Source organism: Paenibacillus sp. Y568 (assembly GCF_059445545.1).
In genome coordinates this window covers 569262-594348 of record NZ_JCAIUM010000001.1, presented here as the reverse complement: position 1 = coordinate 594348, position 25087 = coordinate 569262, and the positions used below count along the sequence as shown (strand labels likewise).

At 41.4% G+C, this 25087-nt stretch carries 23 protein-coding genes and 1 pseudogene; 22 read left to right on the top strand and 2 right to left on the bottom strand.

All coding sequences use genetic code 11. The features are described from left to right. The first annotated feature begins 63 nt into the window (after positions 1–63). The 3 genes from AC1D7X_RS02895 to holA all read left to right on the top strand — a co-directional run bounded on the left by AC1D7X_RS02895 (position 64) and on the right by holA (position 3176). Entirely contained in the window at positions 64–612 is a 549-nt protein-coding gene (locus AC1D7X_RS02895; protein WP_495454146.1) for an RNA polymerase sigma factor, read from the top strand. Continuing rightward, the gene (locus AC1D7X_RS02890; protein WP_495454147.1) at positions 609–1865 is read left to right on the top strand and encodes an anti-sigma factor family protein; all 1257 of its coding nucleotides are present in this window, start codon (positions 609–611) and stop codon (positions 1863–1865) included. The genes AC1D7X_RS02895 and AC1D7X_RS02890 overlap by 4 nt, the downstream gene beginning before the upstream one ends. Before the next feature lie 291 nt (positions 1866–2156). After that, positions 2157–3176, top strand: coding sequence for a DNA polymerase III subunit delta (holA, locus tag AC1D7X_RS02885; RefSeq protein WP_495454148.1), 1020 nt, complete (start codon positions 2157–2159; stop codon positions 3174–3176). A gap of 75 nt (positions 3177–3251) precedes the next feature. Here the strand turns inward: holA and rpsT are convergent, their stop codons facing one another. Beyond that, positions 3252–3524, bottom strand: a complete 273-nt coding sequence (gene rpsT / locus AC1D7X_RS02880; RefSeq protein WP_495454149.1) for a 30S ribosomal protein S20 — start codon at positions 3522–3524, stop codon at positions 3252–3254. 159 nt (positions 3525–3683) lie between these two features. Here rpsT and gpr point away from each other — a divergent pair, with 159 nt between their 5' ends. From gpr to AC1D7X_RS02790, 18 genes and pseudogenes are all read left to right on the top strand, one after another. Next, a complete protein-coding gene (gpr, locus tag AC1D7X_RS02875; protein WP_495454150.1) occupies positions 3684–4685 on the top strand; it encodes a GPR endopeptidase in 1002 nt (333 codons plus the stop codon). Positions 4686–4805: 120 nt separating this feature from the next. Beyond that, positions 4806–6104: a stage II sporulation protein P gene (locus AC1D7X_RS02870; RefSeq protein ID WP_495474609.1), complete on the top strand. Its 1299-nt coding sequence runs from the start codon at positions 4806–4808 to the stop codon at positions 6102–6104. A 32-nt stretch (positions 6105–6136) separates the two neighbouring features. Beyond that, positions 6137–6565 (top strand): hypothetical protein, encoded by a 429-nt coding sequence (locus AC1D7X_RS02865; RefSeq protein WP_495474608.1) that lies wholly within the window; start codon positions 6137–6139, stop codon positions 6563–6565. A 107-nt stretch (positions 6566–6672) separates the two neighbouring features. Then, positions 6673–8487, top strand: a complete 1815-nt coding sequence (gene lepA / locus AC1D7X_RS02860) for a translation elongation factor 4 (protein WP_495454153.1) — start codon at positions 6673–6675, stop codon at positions 8485–8487. A 130-nt stretch (positions 8488–8617) separates the two neighbouring features. Beyond that, on the top strand, positions 8618–9814 hold the full coding sequence (gene hemW / locus AC1D7X_RS02855; protein ID WP_495474607.1) for a radical SAM family heme chaperone HemW: 1197 nt from the start codon (positions 8618–8620) through the stop codon (positions 9812–9814). A gap of 53 nt (positions 9815–9867) precedes the next feature. Continuing rightward, positions 9868–10349, top strand: a pseudogene (locus AC1D7X_RS02850) (N-acetyltransferase). A 341-nt stretch (positions 10350–10690) separates the two neighbouring features. Next, positions 10691–11722 (top strand): heat-inducible transcriptional repressor HrcA, encoded by a 1032-nt coding sequence (gene hrcA, locus AC1D7X_RS02845; RefSeq protein ID WP_495454155.1) that lies wholly within the window; start codon positions 10691–10693, stop codon positions 11720–11722. A 12-nt stretch (positions 11723–11734) separates the two neighbouring features. Continuing rightward, entirely contained in the window at positions 11735–13288 is a 1554-nt protein-coding gene (locus AC1D7X_RS02840) for a TCP-1/cpn60 chaperonin family protein (protein ID WP_495454156.1), read from the top strand. A gap of 87 nt (positions 13289–13375) precedes the next feature. Beyond that, positions 13376–13939 (top strand): nucleotide exchange factor GrpE, encoded by a 564-nt coding sequence (grpE, locus tag AC1D7X_RS02835; RefSeq protein WP_495454157.1) that lies wholly within the window; start codon positions 13376–13378, stop codon positions 13937–13939. 83 nt (positions 13940–14022) lie between these two features. Then, on the top strand, positions 14023–15861 hold the full coding sequence (gene dnaK / locus AC1D7X_RS02830; protein WP_495454158.1) for a molecular chaperone DnaK: 1839 nt from the start codon (positions 14023–14025) through the stop codon (positions 15859–15861). A gap of 141 nt (positions 15862–16002) precedes the next feature. Beyond that, entirely contained in the window at positions 16003–17127 is a 1125-nt protein-coding gene (gene dnaJ / locus AC1D7X_RS02825; RefSeq protein ID WP_495454159.1) for a molecular chaperone DnaJ, read from the top strand. 174 nt (positions 17128–17301) lie between these two features. Beyond that, on the top strand, positions 17302–17571 hold the full coding sequence (locus tag AC1D7X_RS02820; RefSeq protein ID WP_495454160.1) for a hypothetical protein: 270 nt from the start codon (positions 17302–17304) through the stop codon (positions 17569–17571). A 35-nt stretch (positions 17572–17606) separates the two neighbouring features. Beyond that, a complete protein-coding gene (locus AC1D7X_RS02815; protein WP_495454161.1) occupies positions 17607–17795 on the top strand; it encodes a YfhD family protein in 189 nt (62 codons plus the stop codon). 188 nt (positions 17796–17983) lie between these two features. Next, the gene (gene prmA / locus AC1D7X_RS02810; RefSeq protein ID WP_495474606.1) at positions 17984–18955 is read left to right on the top strand and encodes a 50S ribosomal protein L11 methyltransferase; all 972 of its coding nucleotides are present in this window, start codon (positions 17984–17986) and stop codon (positions 18953–18955) included. A 2-nt stretch (positions 18956–18957) separates the two neighbouring features. Beyond that, complete coding sequence (locus tag AC1D7X_RS02805; RefSeq protein ID WP_495454163.1) at positions 18958–19641, top strand: site-2 protease family protein; 684 nt, start codon at positions 18958–18960, stop codon at positions 19639–19641. 29 nt (positions 19642–19670) lie between these two features. Further along, positions 19671–20435: an RsmE family RNA methyltransferase gene (locus tag AC1D7X_RS02800; protein ID WP_495454164.1), complete on the top strand. Its 765-nt coding sequence runs from the start codon at positions 19671–19673 to the stop codon at positions 20433–20435. Positions 20436–20438: 3 nt separating this feature from the next. After that, positions 20439–21782 carry a tRNA (N(6)-L-threonylcarbamoyladenosine(37)-C(2))-methylthiotransferase MtaB gene (mtaB, locus tag AC1D7X_RS02795; protein ID WP_495454165.1) on the top strand — a complete coding sequence of 448 codons (1344 nt, stop codon included), beginning with the start codon at positions 20439–20441 and terminating at the stop codon, positions 21780–21782. A 121-nt stretch (positions 21783–21903) separates the two neighbouring features. Further along, positions 21904–22335: an NUDIX hydrolase gene (locus AC1D7X_RS02790; RefSeq protein WP_495454166.1), complete on the top strand. Its 432-nt coding sequence runs from the start codon at positions 21904–21906 to the stop codon at positions 22333–22335. 9 nt (positions 22336–22344) lie between these two features. On the opposite strand, the gene AC1D7X_RS02785 is transcribed toward AC1D7X_RS02790, so the two are convergent. Continuing rightward, on the bottom strand, positions 22345–23328 hold the full coding sequence (locus AC1D7X_RS02785; protein ID WP_495474605.1) for a Na/Pi cotransporter family protein: 984 nt from the start codon (positions 23326–23328) through the stop codon (positions 22345–22347). A 140-nt stretch (positions 23329–23468) separates the two neighbouring features. Between AC1D7X_RS02785 and AC1D7X_RS02780 the strand changes: the two genes are divergently transcribed. Next, positions 23469–24842, top strand: coding sequence for a class I SAM-dependent rRNA methyltransferase (locus AC1D7X_RS02780; protein ID WP_495454168.1), 1374 nt, complete (start codon positions 23469–23471; stop codon positions 24840–24842). Positions 24843–25087 lie beyond the last annotated feature (245 nt).

Genomic DNA, 25087 nt, shown 5'->3' with positions numbered 1-25087 from the left:
ACAATTTGCAACAATTTGATGGTCTTACACGTCAATAAGATTGCAGGGAGAGGGGGATCCTTTGTGGTAGAGCTCGGACTCATTAGAGCGGCTCAATCGGGCGATCGCGACGCTCTAATTACCCTATTACGAGATATTGAACAACACGTATATCGTACAGCCTTTTATATTCTGAACAATGAACAGGATGCGCTGGATGCTGCTCAGGAATCATTAATTCGTATTTACACTCGAATTGACTCTTATGAGGAGAAGGCGAAGTTCAAGACATGGGTTCAACGGATTGTTACTAATATATGTATTGATAAATTTCGGCGTAATAAGCCAACTGTATCGATGGATGAGCATGATTTTGGTTTTCAAGATAAACAGGATGTTGAGCAACTTGTTCTGTCATCTTATATGGCACAAGATATTCAGGATGCGATTAATCAACTGCCGGAACATCATAAGACCGTTATTGTATTAAGGTATATACAGGATTTCTCATACAACGAAATCGCTGAATGTTTGAGTTTGCCTCTGAATACGGTTAAATCATATCTTTTTAGGGCAAGACAGCAATTACAGACTATGCTACAAGAGTATCAGAAAGGAGGTGTGTCAGGATGAAATGTCCAGAGGTGGTGGAATGGATGCACCGTTATTTAGATAACGACCTTAATGAAGTGAATACCTCTGAAATGATGGAACATATAACGCATTGTTCACAATGTTCAGAAACCTTTCGTATCTTAAAGTCGTTGTCCCATGAATTAGAAGAGCTTCCTCATGTTATACCTAGGTATAGCTTGGTAGATGCTATTATGCCTCAGCTAGATGCTATAGATCGTGCACGTCTTGAGAAGAGTGCCGCTCAGGAACGTTCGGCTGATGAAATGGTCCCAGTACCATTACCACGTGCAAGCGACCCTAGGAAACGGTTCCTTTCAAGTACGGCTGCTAGAACAATGATCGGAGCCGTCGCAGCCGTGGGGATCATAGGTGTAGCTATCTTTACCTATTCTCCGGAAGAGGTATCGGAAGCCGAGATTCAGTACAAAGAGGAAGCTACTACAAGTACTGATACTGGAGATGTAACGAATGATAAAGTTACGAAGAATGCATCTAATAATGTAAAGGGTGTAGCGCCAACTTCTTATGATACTGTGGAGGATACAGGATCGTCAGAACCTGAGGGTATATCTAATCAGGATAAGAACACGCCAGATTCAAATTCAACACAAGGAAATGAATTAGAAGCACCTACAGAATCCATAGAACCAATTTCACCATCTACTGTTGCAGAGGTTCCAGATTCAAGTTCAGTGAAGGTGGATGATCCAAGTCAGCAGGCGTTAGAGAATTCTAATCCATCAGCTAAAGTTGGAGAAGATAAAGCTAAAGCTAGTGGAGCAGATACCACAAGAGTAGCAGATACCTCACGAGTAGCGGATACCTCGCAAATAGCAGATACCTCGCAAATAGCAGAGTCGAACCCAGAGGATGCTCCAATGAGTAAAGTGAACGTTGACCCACCTAAGGAGGATAGCTCTAAGAAGATAACAGATGGGATTGATCCGATTCCAACTAAAGATAACATTATGTCGGGGATCACTTCATTTAGTGCAACAGTGACACCCCAGTTATGGGATTCGCCGGATGGAAAAGTGACTGCAGTTCTTGAAAATGAGAAGCTAGTTATATATCAATTACCCATTGAAGGGGAAGTTGAAAAGTCAGTTATTCAGAGTATTAAAATAGTGGGTACTTGGGTGACTGGAGGATGGTCTTCAGATGGCAAAGTATTTACGTATCAGACATCCGTGGATGATAAAGTAACTGATCACACCTATAATTATGTGCCGGAAGCTCCTACACCTTAATATTCGTTAGAAATGATGCACCGTTTGTGTAGCTGTGGAATATGTTGTGTTATGGAACAATTCGCAGAATCACTCAGATAATCAGCCATCCATATAAATGTGAAAGTCCTAGTCATTATGACCACTGGCAGAAAAGTTTCTAGAGCTTTTTGTTGTCGGTGTTTATATAGATGTGCTGGAACAAGGAATCTTGGGCGAAAGCTCGGGGTTCCTTTGTTCTGGTTGGAAAGTCTTTTTTTTGGTAGAATCATAAAAGGGGTTATGCGTAGAAGTATAAGAGAGGGAGCTACCATGGATATTAAAACAGCAACAAAAGCGATAAAACATGGAGACGTATCTCCTGTGTACCTGCTATATGGATCGGAGAAGTACCAAATAAAAAAGTTTACTACCTTGTTAGAGGAGCAATTGCTTCAAAAGGAAGATCGCGATTTTGCGATTGTGAACTATGATTTAGGAGATACTCCATTACAGGTTGTCATTGAAGAAGCAGAAACCGTGCCTTTTATGGTACCACGTAAGTTAATCTTTGTTCGTGATGCTTCTGTCTTTACGGCAGGCAAAGAAAACGGGAAGATTGAGCATCGTATAGAAGTACTTTTGGAATATATGAAGAATCCGGCTGAATACAGCATCCTTATATTTCTGGTACACCATGAGAAGTTAGATGAACGGAAGAAAGTAGTCAAAGCGTTAAAATCTGCTGGGGTAGTCCTTGCCTTCACTCCAATGGGTGGAGAGGAATTACTTAGTTGGGTAGCTAAGGAGACGAAGCAGAGAGGCTGTATGTTAGCACCAGGGACAGCAGAGGCTCTTATTAAAAATGCGGGTACACAACTTCAGACATTAACTGCTGAGCTCGATAAGCTATGTTTATATGCGGGTAACGGTGGAACGATAGACTGCGATACGGTGGAGCAGTTAGTAGCTAGGAGTACGGAGCAGAACGTCTTTGCTCTTATTGAGGATATTGCGAACCTGAGATTAGAACATGCATTGGGTATCTTTTATGAGCTTCTTAAGCAACGTGAGGAGCCGATTAAGATAGCGGCACTGATTACAAGACAATTTCGGATCATGCTACAAGTGAAGGAATTGGCGAGCCAAAGTTACTCCCAGCAACAAATCGCTTCACAATTGGGACTTCATCCTTATGCAGTTAAAATAGCGGGGGAACAAGCGCGGAAGTTCAACTCAGATAATCTTAGGGGAATACTGAATCGACTGGCTGATTTAGACTACCATATGAAGACGGGGCGAATTGATAAAGTGCTTGGGTTAGAGCTGTTCCTATTACGACTTGGACTTTAAAAAAATAAAATGCTAAAAAGTCCTGATCAGCGTTGCTGTTCAGGACTTTTGCGTTTGTCGTATGAATAGCGCATCTTAAGCTTGAGCATTAAGGGCGTTAAGTTTTTTCGCCAAGCGAGATTTCTTACGAGCAGCCGCATTCTTGTGGATTAAACCTTTAGTTACAGCTTTATCCAGCTTTTGGGAAGCCGTTTGAATGGCAGCATTTGCAGCTTCAACTTCATTATTTGCCAGCGCATTGTCAGCAGTTTTAACAGCTGTACGTAGAGCGGATTTTTGGGAAGCGTTGAGCGCACGGCGTTTGTCGTTCGTTTTTACGCGTTTGATAGCGGATTTAATATTTGGCATTGCATTCACCTCCTGAAAGACATTCGATAGATCGAAATGATTCACAACTTAAAATAGTTTAGCATGAGGCACTCTAAAAAGCAATACTTAAAAGGCTTTGTATAAACTTCCCCTTACTCTCGCACACTATCGTGAGAAGAAGAAGGAGGCCAAATTCGGATGACAATAGATTTGCAAAAATATACCGTTCGTACAGATCTTGCAGTAGATGCTAAAGAGATGGCTGAAAAAAAATACAATGCACCTCTTTCAGGTGTAGATGAAGAAATTTCCGAACAGGATGGAATCAAGGTTACTCGATTAAACGTACTTAATGATGAAGGATCGAAGATGATCGGTCGCGTGAAAGGGCATTATGTAACGATTGAAGTACCTGGACTCCGGGGTGGAGATACTGGATTACAAGAAAGAGTTGCTGAAACCTTTGCTCGTGAATTTGAAGACTTTCTAACACTAATAGGAATTAATAAGACTAGGTCAGTACTCGTTGTGGGTCTTGGGAATTGGAATGTAACTCCCGATTCCCTTGGACCACTTGTCGTAGAAAATATATTAGTTACGCGGCATTATTTCGAATTGGTACCTGACCAGGTTGCTCCAGGCTACCGACAATTGAGTGCCATAGCCCCTGGAGTACTAGGTGTCACCGGAATTGAATCCAGTGAAATTGTACAAGGGATTGTGGATCGTACGAAGCCTGATTTGATTATTGCAGTAGATGCTCTTGCATCGAGATCCTTGGAACGAGTAAATACTACGATCCAGATTGCTGACATCGGTATTCATCCGGGCTCTGGTATTGGTAATAAACGGCGCGGAATAACGAAGGAAGTGTTGGGGGTACCTTGTATTGCAATCGGTGTACCTACCGTTTGTTATGCATCTACTATTGTGAACAATGCCATTGATATGATGAAGAAACATTTAGATCAAGAAACAAATCATACAAAGGAAATTATGGGGATGCTGGATGATATGCCTGAAAATGAGAGATTAGGGTTAGTTAAGGAAGTGCTTGAACCCCTTGGTCATGATCTCATTGTGACGCCAAAGGAAATTGATGAGTTTATTGAAGATATGGCGAACATCGTTGCATCGGGGTTAAATGCTGCTCTACACGATGCTATTGATCCATCCAATGTCGGAGCATATACCCATTAAATTTAAATAACTAAGAAGTTCCGGAATCTATCGGAACTTCTTTTTTTTTGTGTTTTGGTTCTAGTGAATCTCTATAGTTCATAGATTTGAAGTATAAGAGAGTTCAGGAGGACATCAGAAATGAAAAGAAAATGGTTTCAAATTTGGAATATACACGAAATGAGAGTCAAATGGATGTCTATTCTAACGATGGGACGCACCTTTTTACTGCTGACGTTAAGTTCTATGGTATTTTTCGTGGTGTTAGGCATCGGAGGCATGGCTGAGAAACAGTTTAATTCATCGCCCGTGTCATCCATGAAGGGATTTGCAGCATCGCTTTCTAGTGGCTTTTTTCAGGATATGTTAGGAATGGAGATCCCCCACTTAAGTAGTGGAAAAGAATCCTCATCAACCCTATCTGGTGAAAAAATGACGACATTTGTGTTCCAATTACTAACAAGTGTGAATCCAAAAGATCCTAAAAGCCTGTTGGCACGCGAGATACCGGGAATGAATAGTCAAGATCCTGTCCTTCTCCGTAGTGCATCAGGGAATAAAGATATGATAGCCCCAGAAGATTACCATCCTGATTCTGCTAAGGTTGTGGCTAGTGCCAAATCCCAAGAAGGAATAATCGAACCTATAGAACCAATCGAACCTTCGGTCCCTGTTACGCCAGAGCCAAGTACGAAACCTAATGATGTTGACAAAGGTCCTGTAGATAACGGAAATACTAAAAATACACCCGTTAATAGTGACAGTCAGGTACTAATCTATCATTCTCATCCTCGAGAAGCTTTTAATCCATTACTAGGAACGATTAGTAGTAACCCGAACTCAGCAGTCCCTTCCAAAAATGTGATGAAAGTGGGGGAATTTATTTCCACAGAATTGAAGGCAAAAGGGGTTGCTGCGATACATCTACAAGATGATTTCCCATCTTATGTAAAGGACTATAGTCATAAATTCTCATATAAATATTCCCGTCAATCCGTGAAAAAGGTACTTGCACAAAATTCTAAAATAACCTATTTACTAGACATACATCGTGATTCTGCGCGGCATAAGCAAACAACGACTGTAATAAATGGTGTGAGTTATGCCCAATTGTACTTCATTATAGGTCATGAGAATAAGAACTGGCGGCAAAATGATGCCTATGCGAATGCTATAAATACACGTTTAGAAAAGTCATATCCAGGTATATCAAGAGGGGTATGGGCGAAAACAGCAGAGCAAGGTAACGGAGAATATAATCAGTCACTTTCACCAAACAGTCTGGTGATTGAGATGGGTGGAGTGGATAGTACGAAGGAGGAGCTTCAGCGTACAGCTCGTGTGTTAGCAGATATCGTATCCGATGTGTATTTTGAAGATCAAAAGGCGAAGAAGGCGAGTACCGTGAAATCTGGCATAAGTGCTAAAAGTGGTGGATAAATATAGATTGGATGACCAAGGGAGGTTTGTATATGTCTCGTTTTGCTAAAAAAATGTGGATTATAATCATTTGGACGGGACTAGGACTCCTGCTTGGTATGCAGTTAGCCAATCCTAATAAGGATTCGTCACCCCTACCTCAACAGAACATTAGTAAGGCGACTTCTAATGCACTACAGGAGATTACGGTACCATTGCCGCAGATCGATCAGAACTTGGGTGCAGGTTCTTATACGATTACGGTTCAGGCTAATCCTGGACAGGAACAGCAACAAGAACAAGAACAAGAACAAGTGGAGGTTCCCGCCTATTCTGATAAAACACCTCAGGAGATCTTAATACCCGATAGATCGAAACCTACAGTAGATGTTTTAGCAGATAAAACAGGCAACCTTCTTCAAAAAGCCTCTCAAGAGAGCATTCGTTTCGTCGTATCTCTGTTCAGTTCTGCGACTGAATAACAAAATAAAAGGCACCTATTTTTAAGAATGTGTGTGGGATTGCCGCTCTAACCCAATACTGTTATAATGAGGTGATTGATACATCAGGCTAGTTGTGGGGGTAAGGCATGACGGACGTATTCGAAAGACAAAAGAAAATTCGTAATTTTAGTATCATTGCACATATAGACCATGGTAAATCTACTTTGGCTGACCGTATTCTAGAATACACAGGTGCACTGACTTCTCGGGAAATGCAGGAGCAAGTGCTCGATAAGATGGACCTCGAACGCGAGCGTGGAATCACCATTAAGTTACAGGCCGTGAATTTAATATATCGTGCCGACGATGGTGAAGAGTATATTCTGAATTTAATTGATACACCAGGACATGTAGACTTTACGTATGAAGTGTCGCGTAGTCTTGCAGCCTGTGAAGGTGCCTTACTCGTAGTTGATGCTGCTCAGGGTATCGAAGCCCAGACGCTTGCCAATGTCTATCTAGCATTGGAGAATAACCTGGAGATACTGCCGGTTATTAACAAGATCGATCTGCCTAGTGCGGATCCGGAACGAGTAAGACAAGAGATTGAGGATGTCATCGGGTTGGATGCGAGTGATGCTGTATTAGCTTCAGCTAAAGCAGGTATTGGGATCAAGGAAATATTGGAACAGATCGTAATGCAAGTTCCATCCCCCACGGGCGATCCAGAACAACCACTTAAAGCTTTGATCTTCGATTCTCACTATGATGCATATAAGGGCGTTATCGTCTATATACGAGTAGTGGATGGAAGTATTAAGGCAGGAACCAAGATTAAAATGATGGCAACCGATAAAACGTTTGAAGTTATCGAAGTCGGTGCTTTCATGCCTAGCATGACCATCGTAGATGAATTGAAAGTTGGAGATGTTGGCTTTATTGTTGCTGGGATTAAGCATGTTGGAGATACGCGAGTTGGGGATACAGTAACCAATGCGAAGAATCCAACACCAGAAGCATTGCCAGGATATCGGACAATCAATCCGATGGTATATTGTGGGCTATATCCAATTGAGACTTCAGAATATGTTGATTTACGTGAAGCGCTAGAAAAGCTTCAGTTAAATGATGCATCTCTAAGTTTTGAGCCGGAGTCTTCTAGTGCGCTTGGCTTTGGATTCCGTTGTGGATTCTTAGGATTGCTTCATATGGAGATCATTCAGGAACGTATTGAGCGTGAATTTAATATTCCGTTGATCACGACTGCACCAAGTGTAATCTATCGGATTGCGATGACGAATGGCGACATCATTACGATTGATAACCCATCTAATTATCCGGAGATCGGTAAGATCGACCATGTGGAAGAGCCGTATGTTAAAGCTTCAATAATTGTGCCGAATGATTATGTGGGTATGGTTATGGAACTTTGTCAGAACAAACGTGGTGAATTCATCAACATGGAATACTTGGATGATAAACGTGTTACGATCATCTACGAAGTTCCACTGTCTGAGATTGTCTACGATTTCTTTGATAAGTTGAAATCCGGTACGAAGGGGTATGCATCGTTTGACTATGTCATATCTGGCTATCGCACGTCTAATCTAGTCAAAATGGATATTCTGCTTAACAATGAACAAGTCGATGCTCTATCATTCATTGTACACCGTGATCGTTCTTTCAATCGTGGACGTATTATTTGTGAGAAGCTACGTGAGATTATCCCTCGCCAAATGTTTGAGGTTCCGATTCAGGCTACAGTGGGTACGAAGGTAGTTGCTCGTGAAACGGTAAAAGCGATGCGTAAAAACGTATTAGCTAAGTGTTATGGGGGAGATATTTCCCGTAAACGGAAATTGCTTGAGAAGCAAAAAGAAGGTAAGAAGCGCATGAAGCAAGTCGGAAGTGTTGAAGTGCCGCAGGAAGCATTTATGGCGGTATTGAAAATTGACGATTGATCAGCTAAGGTAAGTGCGTATGAATGTAGAGTAATCTAATCACAGGGGAGCCGCTGCGGCTCCCCTTTTCTAACAATAAATAGGGAAAATGAGTATTGTGTTTGAAACTAAATTAGTGGAGTGAATGAATATGGCCGAACATCAGCACGACAAGCAAAATGGACAAATGTTAAGCCGTAAACCTCAAGCGGTTTATTTGCACATTCCTTTTTGCACCAATAAATGTTTTTATTGCGACTTTAATTCGTATGTTCTAAAAGATCAGCCCGTCATGGATTATTTGGTAGCATTAGATCGAGAAATGGAACTAACGGTGCAGCAAACGCCTCCAGGTCAGATCAAGAGTATCTTTGTTGGCGGGGGAACACCTACCGTTCTTAAGCCCGATGAGATGGCCTATTTTTTGAAATCGGTCCGTACACATTTCCCTGATTGGTCAGATGATATCGAATTCTCGATGGAAGCTAATCCAGGAACAACGGATCTAGAGAAGCTAACGGTGATGAGACAAGGCGGTGTAAACCGTGTCAGCTTCGGCGTACAAGCTTTTCAGAATGAACTCCTTTCAGGAATTGGAAGAATTCATAATACAGATGATGTCTATCATAGTCTCGAAAATGCTCGTAAAGCAGGTTTTGATAACATGTCGATTGACCTCATGTTTGGTCTTCCTAACCAGACGCTTGAGATGTTGTCGGAGAGTGTAACGAAGGCTTTAGAACTTAATCTGAATCATTATTCTATATATAGTCTGAAGGTTGAGGAGAACACACTCTTCCATACGATGTATCAGAAGAATCAATTACCTTTACCTCATGAAGATGAAGAGCTTCAGATGTATCTTTTGTTGATGGATCGGATGAAACAAGCAGGTTATAGTCAATATGAGATTAGTAACTTTGCTAAACCAGGGTTTGAGAGTCGTCATAATATGACCTACTGGTTGAACGAGGATTATTATGGTCTTGGTGCAGGTGCACATGGATATGTGGGACGTCAGCGCCATATGAATATCAAAGGTGTAAATCCCTATATAGAAGCTGTGAAGCAAGGACTACCCCGTTTAGATAGTTTTCCTATATCGAAAGAAGAAGCTATGGAAGATTTCTTAATGGTGGGATTACGAGTGATGCAAGGGGTATCCAAAGCCCATTTTGAGGAGCAATTCCAAGATCAGATGGACGTCATATTTGCACCACAGCTAGAAAAAATGTTGAATGCAGGTCTACTTGAGACGACACCTGTGGGTTATCGACTAAGTGAACAAGGAATATTATTCGGAAATGATGTATTTGCTGAATTTGTAGGGTCAATCGTGACAAATTAACGTCTTGAACTTTTATACGTGCTGTTGTATATTTATTCATAATGATGAGCAGCATGTGTAAGGGGGAAGAGGTATGTCGGTGTTATGCAGGAGAGCAGTACCTGAAGATGTTGAACATCTTTTTATAATGATTCAGGGTTATGCTGAAAGAGGAATCATGCTGCCTAGATCACGTAAGGTATTGGAGCAACAGTTGGACCAATTTGTTGTAGCAGAAATACTAGGTGAAGTCATCGGATGTGGTTCACTATGCCGACTTGGGGATGATTTAGTAGAGATCCGTTCACTAGGTATATTGGAAGAATACAAAGGCCGAGGGATCGGTTCCATGCTGGTAGACACCTTACTAGAAGAGGCGAGACAGCAACAGATTCCTAAAGTGATGGCTTTAACATACGAAGTTTCCTTTTTTGTGAAGAATGGGTTCGATGTCGTGGAGAAAGAGATTTTTCCGGAAAAAGTATGGACGGACTGCGTCTTCTGTAGCAAGCAACATTGCTGTGATGAGATAGCCGTTCTTAAGATTCTGGGTTGATTCAGATCATTCATCGTGAACAGAAATCAACTTCAAAGCATGAATAAACACTAATTTTTTTGGTTTTTTATATATAGATAACTAGGTTGGGAAATGACCTTTATTATTCTAGACCACAATGTCGTTAGGAATGAATATGACTAATGATGAGTGGTTTTTTTGTTTTTTATAACCATGTAAAATGAATAAATAACATATTAGCGTCATAAAAGAGTATTTAAGATATTGAACTGACTTGACAACAATTAGGTCAGTTTGGTATTTTTGTATTAGCAGTTAGCACTCATTGCATGCGAGTGCTAACGATAGCGGAATAAGATTGCTGCGAGGAGGAGAAAGAGTTGTTAACTGAACGCCAAAGAATGATTTTAAATGTGATTGTTGACGATTATATCCGTTCTGCCGAACCAGTCGGTTCTCGCAGCATCTCCAAGAGAGCTGATGTTGGATATAGCCCAGCAACAATTCGTAACGAAATGGCTGATTTAGAGGAATTGGGATTTCTTGAACAACCCCATACATCTGCGGGTAGAATACCTTCACATAAGGGGTATCGATATTACGTTGATCATATGACACCTTGGAATTCAATCCAGCCAGCTGAGCTAAATACGATACGAACCTTTTTTGCGGAGAAGTTGAATGCCATGGAGCAAGTTATCCAGGAATCAGCTACGATCCTTTCGCACATGACGAACTACACATCCATCCTGCTTGGACCCGAAGTTTTTCACACTTCACTACGTCACTTTCAGTTGCTTCCTCTTAATGAGACGACAGCTGTAGCGATTATCGTGACGAGTACGGGACAGGTTGAGAATAAGACAGTTGCAATTCCTCCAGGAGTATCTGTTTCCGAAATGGAGAAAGTGGTAAATCTACTTAATAGTAAATTGGTTAATGTTCCATTGTATAAGTTGAAGTCACGCTTGTATTCTGAACTTGCTGAAGAACTTGAGAGATACACCACCCATTATGAGGAACTTCTGATCGTACTGGATTCTGTATTAGATAGTGAACATGATCATCAAGTGTATCTAAGTGGTACAACGAATATGCTCACGCAACCCGAATTTAAAGACGTTGATAAAGTTAAAGGTATCCTTGATTTACTTGGAGAAACGCCTACACTCATGAAAATGATGGCGCCCACGGCTGGAGAAAGTGGAATTCAAGTAAGAATTGGTACGGAGAATAATCACCAGGCTTTCGCTAATTGTAGTTTAATTACGGCAACTTATTCCTTAGAAGGAGAGTCCTTAGGTACCCTGGGTATATTAGGACCTACTCGAATGGAATATGCCAGAGTGATGAGTATTATGGAGATTATCTCCAAAGATTTGACAACACTATTGTCACATTGGTACAAATAGGGAGTGGTAAAGATGAGCCAAGGACAGCAACCCGCTCGTGAAGGTGAGGAGCGATACGCAACCTTACTGAACAACAGCAATGCGGTCCGTGCCATTACTTCTGCAGTTGAAGGTACACTGGGTCCTAAGGGACTTGATGTGATGCTTGTCGGTGCCAGAGGGGAAGTAATCATTACCAATGATGGCGTCACTATTTTGGACAGAATAGATGTAAGTCATCCTGCTGCAAGCTTGCTTATTCAAGTGGCAAGATCTCAACAAAGAAAAGTGGGAGACGGTACAACCTCGGCAACAGTACTTGCAGGTGCATTAGTACAAGAGGGTGTCGCTCAGATTATGAGAGGTGTTCCAGCTTCCAAAGTTGTCTCAGGCATGCAACAAGGCATTGAATTCGCAATCCAGTCCATGGATCGTCGAAAGAGAATGATTACTGGATTAATGGACCCTTTGGTAGAGAAAACTGCCTATGTTGCAGGTCGAGAACGAAAGAACATTGTGAAGTTAATCATGGAAGCTGCTGTTAAGATAGGCATGGACAGATTAATGGATCCCACATTTAACTTTGCTGGTTGTGTGATCGCAATTGAAAAAGCTAACTATGAAGTATTTGAAGGGTTGTTATTGCGTCAAAAACCTATTCACTTTTTTGGGAATAAGGTTTTTGAAGATACACGTGTATTAGTCCTTCAGGATGCGTTAGAACCCGAAGTTTTAGATGAAGAAGTATTAACAACCGAAGCGGGATTTACCCGATATATGGAATTCCGAGAACAGTTCGGTAGAGAATTACTGAAGTTGACTAAACTAGGTGTGGGTGTGATTTTGCTTGAACGTGGAATTCATCCTGATGCTGAACAGTTTTGTCTCGATCATGGTATACTTGTCATTCAACGCGTAAGTCGTCTTGATCTAAATCGTGTATGTGAGATGACAGGTGCCGTTCCTATACGACGTACTGCTTTACATAAAGATTTAGATCAATTGCAACGTGTACTAGGGATATCACCGCGAGTGTCCTATGATGAAGATCTTCAACGTGTTCGCATGGAAGCAGAAGAAAGCGTTCGAGAAGCTTTTGTTACTGTGATTGTAGGGGCAAGCACGGCTGAAATTGTGGGAGAATCAGCACGGATCGCAGGAGATGCAGCATCTGCCATACAGGCTGCTGTATCAGGAGGCGTGCTACCTGGTGGAGGTACAACGGAGTTGGCTGTTTCCTATGAATTGGAGCGCCACCGGGAAATGGTTACAGGTATGGAAGCTTACGGTATTGAAGCCGTTTCAGCAGCTCTAAGGAAACCAATGTCCCAAATTATGCTGAATGCTGGTTACAATCCTCTTGAGAAATTAGAAGAAGCACGAGCAGCTCAAATTGCTGAAGATTGCGATAGCATGGGAATCGATTGTGATACAGGGCTTGTTATTAATTATGAAACTGAAGGAATTATTGACCCTGCCCTCGTCAAATCCCATGGTCTAAAGGCTGCTGGAGAAGTGGCAACCGCAGTGCTTCGTATTCACAATGTGATTAAGATGAGGGAAGAGGATGGACGGTCAAATATGTAATGTAATACCGTCGTTCTCATTGAACTCGTATAACATAATCAAAATCAATCATTTCATTTAAAGTTTTTTTAAGGAGGTGAAGACATCATGAAAGAAGAACAACAGGATATAAATGCGGTACCGGAAAATACAGATGTAGATACGGAAATCGTCGAAGAAGTAAACGAAGAACAAACGTCTTCGCTAGAACAAGAATCGAATCATACAGCTGAGATAGAACGACTACAAGCCATCGCGGATGAGAATCAGCAACGTGTTTTACGTACACAAGCCGATTTCGATAATTATCGCAAGCGTACGCAGAAAGAGAAAGAAGAATTCGCTAAATATGCATCGACTAAGCTAATTACTGAGCTTCTACCGGTAATGGATAACTTTGAACGAGCTTTTAGCACCGGCGTTGAGGATTTGAATGAGTCCTTCAGCAAAGGAATGAATATGGTTTTTCGCCAACTAGAAGCCGTGCTACAGGCTGAAGGATTGGCTTCTATGGAAAGTGTTGGGCAACCCTTTAACCCTGAATTCCATCAGGCAATTATGCAAGTTGAAAGTGAAGATTATCCAGAAGGCACTGTTGTTGAAGAAATTCAAAAGGGCTATCTGTTGAAGGATAAAGTACTCCGTCCTGCTATGGTTAAAGTAAGTCAATAGATGTTTAATTACATCCATAAATAAGTCAGTTTTTATAAACTACAATAAAAATGATGTCTACTATTTGAAGGAGGAATTTTATAATGAGTAAAGTTATCGGGATTGACTTAGGTACAACGAATTCATGTGTTGCAGTTATGGAAGGCGGCGAAGCCGTAGTTATTCCTAACCCAGAAGGCGCACGTACAACACCATCGGTTGTAGGTTTCAAGAAAGACGGCGAACGTATTGTTGGTGAAACAGCAAAACGTCAATCCATCACTAACCCTGATCGTACGATCATGTCTATCAAACGTCATATCGGTACAGATTATAAAGAAAAAATTGACGATAAAGATTATACAGCTCAAGAGATTTCAGCTATTATCTTGCAAAAGCTAAAATCAGATGCTGAAGCTTACCTTGGACAGACTGTTACACAGGCTGTAATCACGGTTCCAGCTTATTTCAACGATAGTCAACGTCAAGCAACAAAAGATGCTGGTAAAATTGCAGGTCTTGAAGTTTTACGTATTGTCAATGAGCCTACAGCTGCAGCATTAGCATATGGTATGGAAAAAACAGAAGATCACACAATTCTTGTCTATGACCTTGGTGGGGGTACGTTTGACGTATCGATCCTTGAACTTGGCGATGGCTTCTTTGAAGTAAAAGCTACAAGTGGAGATAACCGTCTTGGTGGAGATGACTTTGACCAACTCGTTATTGATTATCTAGTAAGTGAATTCAAAAAAGATCAAGGTATTGATCTAAGTAAAGATAAAGCAGCGGTACAACGTTTGAAAGATGCTGCTGAAAAAGCTAAAAAGGAATTGTCGGGTGTAATGACTACAACAATCTCCTTGCCATTTATTACTGTAGTTGATGGCGTGCCACAACATTTAGAAGTGAACTTAACTCGTGCTAAATTCGACGAATTAACAGCTTCATTGGTTGAGCGTACACTAGGACCTACTCGTCAAGCACTTAGTGATGCAGGTATGACTGCTACTGATATTGACAGAATCGTTCTTGTTGGTGGTTCTACACGTATTCCTGCAGTTCAAGAAGCAATTAAGAAATTGACAGGTAAAGATCCTCATAAAGGTGTTAACCCTGATGAAGTTGTTGCTCTAGGTGCGGCTGTTCAAGCGGGCGTATTGACTGGTGACGTGAAAGACGTAGTTCTTCTTGACGTAACACCATTGTCCCTAGGTATTGAAACTGCAGGTGGTGTATTTACGAAGATGATCGAACGTAATACAACGATCCCTACAAGTAAATCACAAGTATTCTCAACTTATGCAGATAATCAACCAAGTGTTGAGATTCATGTATTGCAAGGTGAGCGCCAAATGGCTGCTGGCAACAAGACACTAGGACGCTTTATGTTAGGTGACATTCCACCAGCACAACGTGGTGTTCCTCAAATTGAAGTTTCATTTGATATTGATGCTAACGGTATTGTTAACGTGTCTGCTACAGATAAAGGAACTAACAAAACTCAGAAGATTACCATTACATCTTCAAGTGGTTTGAGTGATGAAGAAGTTGAACGTATGATGAAGGATGCTGAAGAGCATGCGGAAGAAGATCGTCTACGTAAAGAGTTGATTGAAGCGAAGAACAATGCTGACCAACTTGTATATTCAACTGATAAAGTGATTAAAGACTTAGGTGAGAAGATCGATGCATCTGAAGTTGAGAAAGCAGAAGCAGCAAAAGAAAAAGTGAAGTCTGCTCTTGAAACGGATAACCTTGAAGATATTAACAAGGCTGCGGAAGAGTTAACAGAAATTGTTCAACAATTGTCTATGAAGCTATATGAGCAAGCAGCTGAAGCAGAACAAGGTGCTGAAGGTGAAGCAACAGGCGCTGCTAAGAAGGATAATGTAGTAGATGCTGATTACGAGGTTGTTGACGAAGATAAGAAACAAGAGTAACCTATAGAAAGTTTCCTTCATAAGGTATAGAAGGAGAAAAGGGAAGGTCAAAGCCGGGGGCATCCCGTGCTTTGGCTTTCCCTTTGTTACAATGTTATCATATCTACTTATAAGATAAATAAGATGTTGTGGGGTGGAAGAGTGGCTGAAAAGCGCGATTATTATGATGTGCTGGGCGTTAGTAAGAACGCATCAGATGAAGAGATCAAGAAATCCTATCGTAAACTTGCACGACAATATCATCCAGATGTGAATAAAGCGGATGATGCTGAATCCAAGTTTAAAGAAGTCAAAGAAGCCTATGACGTTCTAAGTGATGGACAGAAGAGAGCTGGGTACGACCAATATGGACATGTAGATCCTAACCAAGGAATGGGCGGAGGAGGTTTCTCCGGCGGCGATTTCGGTGGTATGGGTGATATATTCGATATGTTCTTCGGCGGTGGTGGCGGACGGCGTGACCCGAACGCACCACAACGTGGGAATGATCTACAGTACACGATGACGGTTGAATTTAAAGAAGCTGTATTTGGAAAAGAGAGTGATATTACTATTCCACGTACGGAAACTTGTGATACATGTCATGGATCTGGTGCGAAAGCAGGTACGAAACCTCAGACTTGCCAAGTGTGTCATGGTAGTGGACAAGAAGAAGTGGTACAGAATACGCCATTTGGCCGTATGGTCAATCGTCGTGCATGTTCAACATGTAGTGGTAGCGGTAAAATCATTAAAGAACGCTGCACAAGTTGCCAAGGCCAAGGGAAAGTCAAGAAACAACGTAAAATACATGTCAAGATCCCTGCAGGTGTTGATGATGGAGCTCAACTACGCATGACGGGTGAAGGCGAAAGTGGATTACGTGGTGGACCATCGGGTGATCTATATATTGTTATCCGTGTGAAATCTCATGACTTCTTTGAACGTGAGGGCGACGATATCTATTGTGAGGTCCCATTGACTTTTGCTCAAGCAGCATTGGGTGATGAGGTTGAAATTCCGACGTTAACGGAAAAAGTGAAACTTAAAATACCAGCAGGTACGCAGACGGGTACATTCTTCCGTCTTAGAGGTAAGGGTGTCCCTCGTCTTCGTGGCATCGGTCAAGGTGATCAACATGTTAAAGTTGTGGTTGTTACACCAAGTAATTTGAGCGATGAACAGAAAGATTTACTTCGTCAGATTGCATCCTTAGACGGAGAAAAGACACATGAGCATGAACAGTCTTTCTTTGATCGCGTGAAGAAGGCATTCCGAGGAGATTGATCTTTTAGTAAATCATCTTATATAAGTGCTGTGAAAAGAAAGTTCGTCCGAAAGGATTGAGCTTTCTTTTTTTTTGTCATTTATTAAATACGCATAATTAGAAGAATAGAGCGGTAAGCTACGGGTATGTGATTGTTAGATTCAATAAGATAAAAGTGTAGGTGACATGAGAATATGAGTGAGAGAAATATTCTGGCTTATTTCAAAAGCCCTGAAGAAGCTGATCAGGTATCACGAAAGCTGGAATCGTTACGAGTTGTTGAAATGTCTATCAATCGCTTCAGTGCGTTCCAAGGTAAAGAATTAGATGTTGCATCTAGCGGAATGAGTGATGGAGGTCTGGGGGAAACGACAGGGTATGATATTCTACTTACAGTTGTGGCAGAGGATAGCTCTTTCGACCAAGCTATAAGAAGTATTGAAGAGGCTGGTGGAAGGGTCTAATAACGATGGAGTTCAATACAGAAAGGGTGAGAAGAATGACTAAATATACGCATGAGAAGAATGTGAAATTGACAAAGACGGAGAAGATTATTGAACTGATGTCGAGGAAACAAGAGGATGTTGAATTCTCAGCACTTGAATCAGATGTAGAAGATGTTGAAGCACTAAGACGAAGTGAAGCAGCAGATAAGAGACAAATAAAGATGATGAATTCCGAAGAGTAAATTCCTCCGTTGTGTTATGGAGTGATAAAGATATGAATATGTTTGTATAAAGGCTATGACGTCTATAGAAAGGACGTCATAGCCTTTTATTATACCTAGGCTTGAAATGTTGAATGAAATTTTGTACACTGATCTCTTTGTATAGTACAATAATAGTTACGCAAAGGTACAAGGGGGATATTTACAACATGTTATTTCATGAATTTACGATACACACCACAGAAGAATCCGTTGAAATGATTTCTAATTTCTTACATGAGGCGGGCGCTGGTGGTGTATCCATTGAAGAATCAGGAACGCTAAATAAAGAACGCGATACGAAATATGGCGAGTTGTATGATACACCACTCAATGACATTCCAGAAGGTCAGGCAGTTATAAAAGGGTATTTCGCTGAAGAGACAGAACTTGACTCCATTATCTTAACGTTGAAACAACGTATTGAGGAGCTGAGTCAGTATGATATCGATACAGGTGATGTGCGGTATGAACATAAAATGGTCAATGAAGATGACTGGGCTAATGCTTGGAAGCAATACTTCAAGCCGATACGTGTTTCGAAGAGCTTAACGATTAAGCCAACTTGGGAAGAGTACACTCCTGAATCTGAGGATGAGAAGCTTATTCATTTGGATCCTGGGATGGCTTTTGGAACGGGGACACATCCGACGACTTCTCTTTGTCTACGTACGTTAGAGAATGTCATCAAGGGTGGCGAAGAAATTATCGATGTAGGAACTGGATCGGGTATACTGGCTATCGGATCTATTCTGTTAGGAGCGAAACATGTGTTGGCTCTTGATTTAGATCCTGTGGCAGTTCAGAGTGCACAGGAGAATACGGCCTTTAACGGGATGCAAGACACCATAACAGTGAAAGAAAGTGATCTCCTTTCGGTGTTCACACATCAACTAGAGGGTGTGAATTTAGGAGTGACCGTGCCTGTAAATATGGTCGTTGCCAACATTTTAGCTGAGGTTATTTTATTACTCATTGATGATGTGTACCAAGTGTTAGAACCAGACGGAATTTTTATAACATCCGGAATCTACAAAAATAAAGAACATGTTGTTCAAGAGGCGCTTAAGGAAGCTAATTTTGAAATCATCGATGTGAATCGTGAAGAAGAATGGATTGCCTTTGTGGCTAGAAAGAGGTAAGAATGGATTTTTTAAATGATATACTGGTCTACCCGATTGATCAAATGCCGTTCTTCTTAATTGCCATTGTTCTGGCTTTTACGGTGCATGAGTTCTCTCATGCTTACTTTGCAAATAAGTTTGGAGATCCTACAGCGAAGTTGTTGGGTCGTGTAACGTTAAATCCTGCCGTTCATTTTGATTTATTTGGGATTATATTGTTACTCATTGCTGGGTTTGGTTGGGCTAGACCTGTTCCTGTCAATCGTGATAACTTTGAACGTCCTCGAATCATGAGTATTATCGTATCGTTTGCTGGTCCGTTGAGCAATTTCTTACTTGGTGTCGTAGGGAGTCTTATTTATGCGGGGTTAGTTCAGTTCGGTGTGTTAGATTCAATATCGAATCCGAAATTAGTTGAAGCGATCTATACGCTCTTATTTTTTATTGTTTTTATGAACTTTTTTCTATTTCTATTTAATCTTATACCGCTGCCTCCATTAGATGGTTACCGTATCCTTGAAGATGTTGTTTCTCGTGAAGTGAGAGTGAAGCTTCAGCAAATTGAACAATGGTCTATGTTGATTTTTCTATTAATATTGTTCATTCCAGGACTTCGAGCTTATACGATAACACCACTATATAATGCCGCAATGTGGATGTATAGGAACTTTATACATATGTTCATGGTGGTGTTTGGTGCTTAATTATGTTGGGATAGGATGGGGATAATTCAATGCAACGATATTTCGTATCTGTAGAGCAGTTTAAAGAAAATACAGTTGAAATTAATGGAGAAGATGCACGACACATTTCCAAAGTGATGCGCGGTAAGGTTGGAGATAAGATCATCGTAAGTGATGGTCTATCACGTGAAGCATTAGTCGAACTAGATTCGCTAGAACAAGGGTTAGTTACAGCCACTATTGTTGAACAACTCGACATGCTACAGGAAGCGCAAGTAAAAGTGACTGTGGCACAGAGTCTTCCCAAAGGCGATAAGATGGAGACTGTGATTCAGAAATGTACAGAGATCGGAGCTGTATCTTTTGTACCTTTCCTATCAGAAAGAACGATAGTTCAATATGATTCGAAGAAAGAAGAGAAGCGTCTAGACCGTTGGCGTAAAATTTGCAAAGAAGCTGCTGAGCAGAGTCATCGCAATATTGTACCGACTGTCGAATCTTCATTGACGTGGTCTCAACTGATGAAGTCATTTGCGCAGTATGATGCCGTATTTTTTTGTTATGAGAAGGAACATGGGTTACAGTTACGTGATGCAGTGACACCGTTAATCCAACATGTAGCTGTGGGTAGTACGCCCACAATACTTCTCGTTGTTGGGCCAGAAGGTGGATTTAGTGAAGAGGAATGTCGTAAGGCTGAGGAAGCGGGCGCAACAAGCGTTGGATTGGGGCGTCGCATTTTACGCTGTGAAACCGCGGGCATGGTTGCCCTTTCTTGCATATTATACGATTTTGGTGAAATGGGAGGAGTTTAAGAGATGCCAACCATCGCATTTTATACATTAGGATGCAAAGTCAATTTTTATGATACGGAAGCCATTTGGCAACTTTTTAAGAACGAAGGTTATGAGCAGGTAGATTATGAACAGACAGCGGATGTATATTTAATTAATACGTGCACCGTTACGAATACAGGGGATAAAAAGAGTCGTCAGATCATTCGTCGTGCCGTCCGCCGTAATCCGAACGCGATCATTGCGGTTACTGGATGTTATGCACAGACTTCACCTGCAGAGATTATGGATATTCCGGGTGTTGATCTTGTCATTGGTACGCAAGATCGAGATAAGATTCTTCCTTTTGTAAAACAAATTCAAGAATCCCGTGCGCCCATCAACGCGGTTCATAATATTATGAAAAATCGTGTATTCGAAGAAATGGATGTTCCGGATTTTACCGATCGCACACGTGCTTTCCTGAAGATTCAAGACGGGTGTAATAACTTTTGTACGTTCTGTATTATTCCATGGTCACGTGGATTATCTCGCAGTCGTGATCCCAAGAGCATTATTACGCAGGCACACCAATTGGTTGAAGCCGGTTATAAGGAAATGGTCTTAACGGGAATTCATACGGGTGGTTATGGAGATGATCTTGAACAATACGATTTATCAGATCTATTAATGGATTTAGACAAGGTAGATGGACTAGAACGAATTCGAATTAGTTCCATTGAAGCAAGTCAGATCGATGAGAAGATGCTTGATGTGTTGAATCGTTCTTCGAAGATGTGTCGACATCTTCATATTCCACTTCAAGCTGGCGATGATGCCGTATTGAAACGGATGAGACGTAAATATACTACCGAACAGTTTTATCAAAAAATGGGTTTGATTCGCCAAGCTATGCCTAACGTTGGTATTACAACAGATATTATTGTTGGGTTCCCTGGTGAGAGTGATGAGATGTACCGCAATGGCTATGATCTCATGAAGGCGATCCAGTTCTCTGAAATGCATGTGTTTCCCTATTCTAAGCGCATAGGTACACCTGCTGCTCGTATGGAAGACCAGGTGGATGAAGAGATTAAGAATGAACGAGTTCATCATCTAATAGATCTTTCGGAACAAATGCAACTTCATTATGCGAATCAATTCGTTGGGCAGATTCTTGAGGTAATTCCAGAAGGGATCCGCAAAGGATCGGAGGGTTCAGGTAAACTTCAGGGATTCAGTGATAACTATTTGCAGCTTGTATTTGATGGCCCTGAAGATCTTCATCGCAAAATCTGTCGCGTTCAAATGATAGAAGCTGGTGTTAACGAATGTAAGGGGAAGTTAATTAACGTACTAAATCATGATCCAGCATTGGCATCTCGGTAAGTACATTCCTTACATAAGAATTAAGATGAAAGGTGGACGAGGATTTCATTTCCAATTAAATGGGAGTGAAATCCTTGTTGCTCTTATTTTTAATAATATGTAACATTGGGGGTCATCATATATGGCACGCAAAGAAATCTCAGCAGGTGGTGTTGTATACAGACAAGAGAATGGGGAACTTCAAATTCAACTCATTCTAGACCGTTATGGTAAAATATCTTTAGCTAAAGGTAAGATGGAGTCTGGAGAGACGATTGAAGAGACTGCGCTACGTGAGATTGAAGAGGAGACTGGCATCCTAGGAAAGGTTGTTTCTCCTGTAGATATTATTGCATATACGTATCAGAATCCTGTTCATGGTGAAGTGAATAAGGAAGTTCATTATTATCTTGTGGAAGCCAAAGGTGGTTATTTGAAACCACAACTAGAGGAGATTAATGAAGTGTCTTGGTATGATTCCCAAGAAGCTTGGAATCGGCAGCAGAAGGATGGATATCGTAACAATGATGCTATACTAAGGAAGGCTCTTTTGTTACTGGGTAAACATGTGTAATTGAGAATGCTAACCTTTAGATAATTTATGATCTATTCTTCTCCATATTGGAAGGTAACATAAAGGAAGTGCAATAAGCGAGCATAGAATGTTGAATATCGTCTGAGAATGGGCAATTTGACTGCCGAAGTCACTGGATAACCACGCGGAAGCTTGATGCAATTGTTGAATAAAGGGCATGAATAAAACGGCTCCCCCAACATTCAGTACAATATGAGTCCAAGCAACAAATTTGCCTGCAGTCGTACTACCTGCTGCAGCAATGACGGCTGTAACGCATGTACCTATATTAGAACCAAGGACGATAGCGATGCCAACCTCTACTGGAAGGGCTCCAGAACTAGCCAATCCCATGGCTAGACCTATGACGGCTGCACTGCTATGTATGAGTGCAGTTAGGCATGCTCCAGCAGCTATTCCCCAGAGAACATTGTGAGAGGCACGTTCGATGAACCAACCAAAGACGCCGTAGGTATCGAGTGTGGGTCCTATGGATTGCATAACACGAATACCGAACATCACCAGTGCAAATCCAGCTACAGCGAGCGAGATGAATTGTATAGGTTCGAATAGGTGTCTGAACCGACGAAGTCTCCATATATTACGATCATTTATGATGACAGCTATAGCCCATATCGTGAGAGATAACAGTAACAATGGTGCAGCAATCTGTCCTAGCTGTAATCCAATTAATTCTGTCGTCAGACAAGTGCCTATGTTACTACCGAGAATAATGCCAAGTGTTCTAGCGTAAGTCAGTAGACCCGCGTTAACAAGCCCCATGGTAAGGACGGTAACGGCTGTACTACTCTGTAGAATGGCCGTAATGATCGTACTGAATCCCATACCTTTGAGAGGGGATGACGTGGCTTTTCTTAGAAAAGAGGTCAAGAATGGCCCTGCCCAGCGTGCAAGAGCGATCTCCATGACTTTCATACCGAACAAAAAAATGGCAAGCCCATATATTATGGGGATGAGAATGGATTGAAACATGGATTGATTCTCCTTTAGTTCTTGTCCTATACATTTATTTATATGTTCATGGCAGGACAGCCATGACAAACATGACAACATGACAGAACCTGTGGCGACAAATCGTATGCGTGCAGGTATATATTAGGGAGTGAAGTATAGTGGCATCCGTTATTCTACATCGTAGTCAAAAGAAAAGATTAGAGCAGGGGCAACCTTGGGTATACAAAAGTGAAATTGCAACCGTTGAAGGTCAACCTGAGAATGGCCAACTGGTAAGTATTCTTAATCATCAGAGACGATATCTTGGGACAGGTTATTATAATCCTGCTTCACAAATCACTGTAAGAGTTGTTTCCTACAATCCAATGGAGTCTATGGACCAAGCCTTTTTTGTAGAACGTTTCTCGAATGCATTACAGCATCGCGAACGTTTCATCAAGGGTGAGACGGCCTATCGTCTAGTCTATGGGGAGGCAGATTTCCTACCGGGTCTAATCGTAGATCGCTTCGGAGATATACTCGTTATTCAATTATTAACGTTGGGTATGGATTTGTGCCGTAATGACATTGTAGCTGCATTGGTACAAGTCATGCAGCCACAGGGCATATATGAACGTAGCGATGTGTCTGTACGTGAGTTAGAAGGAATGGAACAAGTAAAAGGCCCAGTGTATGGGGAATGTCCACGTTATGTAACTGTCCGTGAGAATGGACTCCACATTCGAGTGGATATTGAAGAAGGGCAGAAGACAGGGTACTTCTTCGATCAACGTGAGAATCGTGCTTCGATTGAGCCTTTAATGACAGGTTGGGGTGGAAGAAGTGGCATCACCTTGCAGGATGTTGATCAAGATGGGATCACGCAACAATTACCTGTGAATAAGAGCGGTGGTGTCGTTACATTCCCATACTGGGATGGAGCGACGGTGCTTGAATGTTTCTCACATACGGGAAGTTTCACACTGCATGCTTGCAAATATGGCGCTAAGAAAGTAACCTGTCTGGATATTTCTCAGCATGCTATTGAGAGTGCACAGGAGAATGTGGAATTAAACGGATTCACGGATCGAGTAGAATTTGTTGTGGATGATGCCTTTCAATATCTCCGCACACAAGTTAAAGGTGTCGAAGAACGGGAGAAACGATCCAATACAGGTACAGGCAAGAATAAGATAGATACCTCTAAACCTATGACCCCCGGCGTGGGCCGAACATGGGATGTGGTTATTCTGGATCCACCAGCCTTTGCAAAGTCGAAGAGTGCCGTTAAAGGTGCTTGTCGCGGGTATAAAGATATCAACCTTCACGGAATGAAACTTGTAAACGAAGGTGGATTCCTAGTTACAGCAAGCTGTTCATATCATATGCGTCCGGATTTATTCCTTGAGACTATCCAAGAGGCAGCAATGGATGCGGGCAAGATTCTTCGTTTAATTGAATGGCGTGCCGCAGGTAAAGATCATCCACAGATCCTAGGCGTGGATGAAGGACATTATCTCAAATTCGCAATCTTTGAAGTACGTAGTAAATAATACCAATCCTATAAGCTGTCCATCTAGGATCAAGTGATTTATGGAAACTAGACGGATGTCCTATCCATAGCAGGTCAAGGTGACATTTCCTTGACCTGCTATTTGGTATATCTATTCTGTTGTGGTAGTTATGTTCTCCTCTTTTATATATCCATAGGTGTGAATTTATACCAAACATACGTTCCTTCAAATATGGGTTATGTTATAATGAGAAATAACTATTTTGATAGAATTTAATCGGCTTT

Excerpts from the sequence above, each read along its gene's own strand:
- AC1D7X_RS02890 (WP_495454147.1), top strand. The coding sequence starts at position 609 with ATGAAATGTCCAGAGGTGGTGGAATGGATGCACCGTTATTTAGATAAC.
- AC1D7X_RS02820 (WP_495454160.1), top strand. The coding sequence starts at position 17,302 with ATGAGTGAGAGAAATATTCTGGCTTATTTCAAAAGCCCTGAAGAAGCT.
- AC1D7X_RS02865 (WP_495474608.1), top strand. The coding sequence starts at position 6,137 with ATGTCTCGTTTTGCTAAAAAAATGTGGATTATAATCATTTGGACGGGA.
- AC1D7X_RS02815 (WP_495454161.1), top strand. The coding sequence starts at position 17,607 with ATGACTAAATATACGCATGAGAAGAATGTGAAATTGACAAAGACGGAG.
- lepA (WP_495454153.1), top strand. The coding sequence starts at position 6,673 with ATGACGGACGTATTCGAAAGACAAAAGAAAATTCGTAATTTTAGTATC.
- AC1D7X_RS02800 (WP_495454164.1), top strand. The coding sequence starts at position 19,671 with ATGCAACGATATTTCGTATCTGTAGAGCAGTTTAAAGAAAATACAGTT.
- AC1D7X_RS02870 (WP_495474609.1), top strand. The coding sequence starts at position 4,806 with ATGAAAAGAAAATGGTTTCAAATTTGGAATATACACGAAATGAGAGTC.
- AC1D7X_RS02840 (WP_495454156.1), top strand. The coding sequence starts at position 11,735 with ATGAGCCAAGGACAGCAACCCGCTCGTGAAGGTGAGGAGCGATACGCA.
- AC1D7X_RS02785 (WP_495474605.1), bottom strand. The coding sequence starts at position 23,328 with ATGTTTCAATCCATTCTCATCCCCATAATATATGGGCTTGCCATTTTT.
- holA (WP_495454148.1), top strand. The coding sequence starts at position 2,157 with ATGGATATTAAAACAGCAACAAAAGCGATAAAACATGGAGACGTATCT.
- prmA (WP_495474606.1), top strand. The coding sequence starts at position 17,984 with ATGTTATTTCATGAATTTACGATACACACCACAGAAGAATCCGTTGAA.
- AC1D7X_RS02805 (WP_495454163.1), top strand. The coding sequence starts at position 18,958 with ATGGATTTTTTAAATGATATACTGGTCTACCCGATTGATCAAATGCCG.
- grpE (WP_495454157.1), top strand. The coding sequence starts at position 13,376 with ATGAAAGAAGAACAACAGGATATAAATGCGGTACCGGAAAATACAGAT.
- mtaB (WP_495454165.1), top strand. The coding sequence starts at position 20,439 with ATGCCAACCATCGCATTTTATACATTAGGATGCAAAGTCAATTTTTAT.
- AC1D7X_RS02790 (WP_495454166.1), top strand. The coding sequence starts at position 21,904 with ATGGCACGCAAAGAAATCTCAGCAGGTGGTGTTGTATACAGACAAGAG.
- hemW (WP_495474607.1), top strand. The coding sequence starts at position 8,618 with ATGGCCGAACATCAGCACGACAAGCAAAATGGACAAATGTTAAGCCGT.
- rpsT (WP_495454149.1), bottom strand. The coding sequence starts at position 3,524 with ATGCCAAATATTAAATCCGCTATCAAACGCGTAAAAACGAACGACAAA.
- dnaK (WP_495454158.1), top strand. The coding sequence starts at position 14,023 with ATGAGTAAAGTTATCGGGATTGACTTAGGTACAACGAATTCATGTGTT.
- gpr (WP_495454150.1), top strand. The coding sequence starts at position 3,684 with ATGACAATAGATTTGCAAAAATATACCGTTCGTACAGATCTTGCAGTA.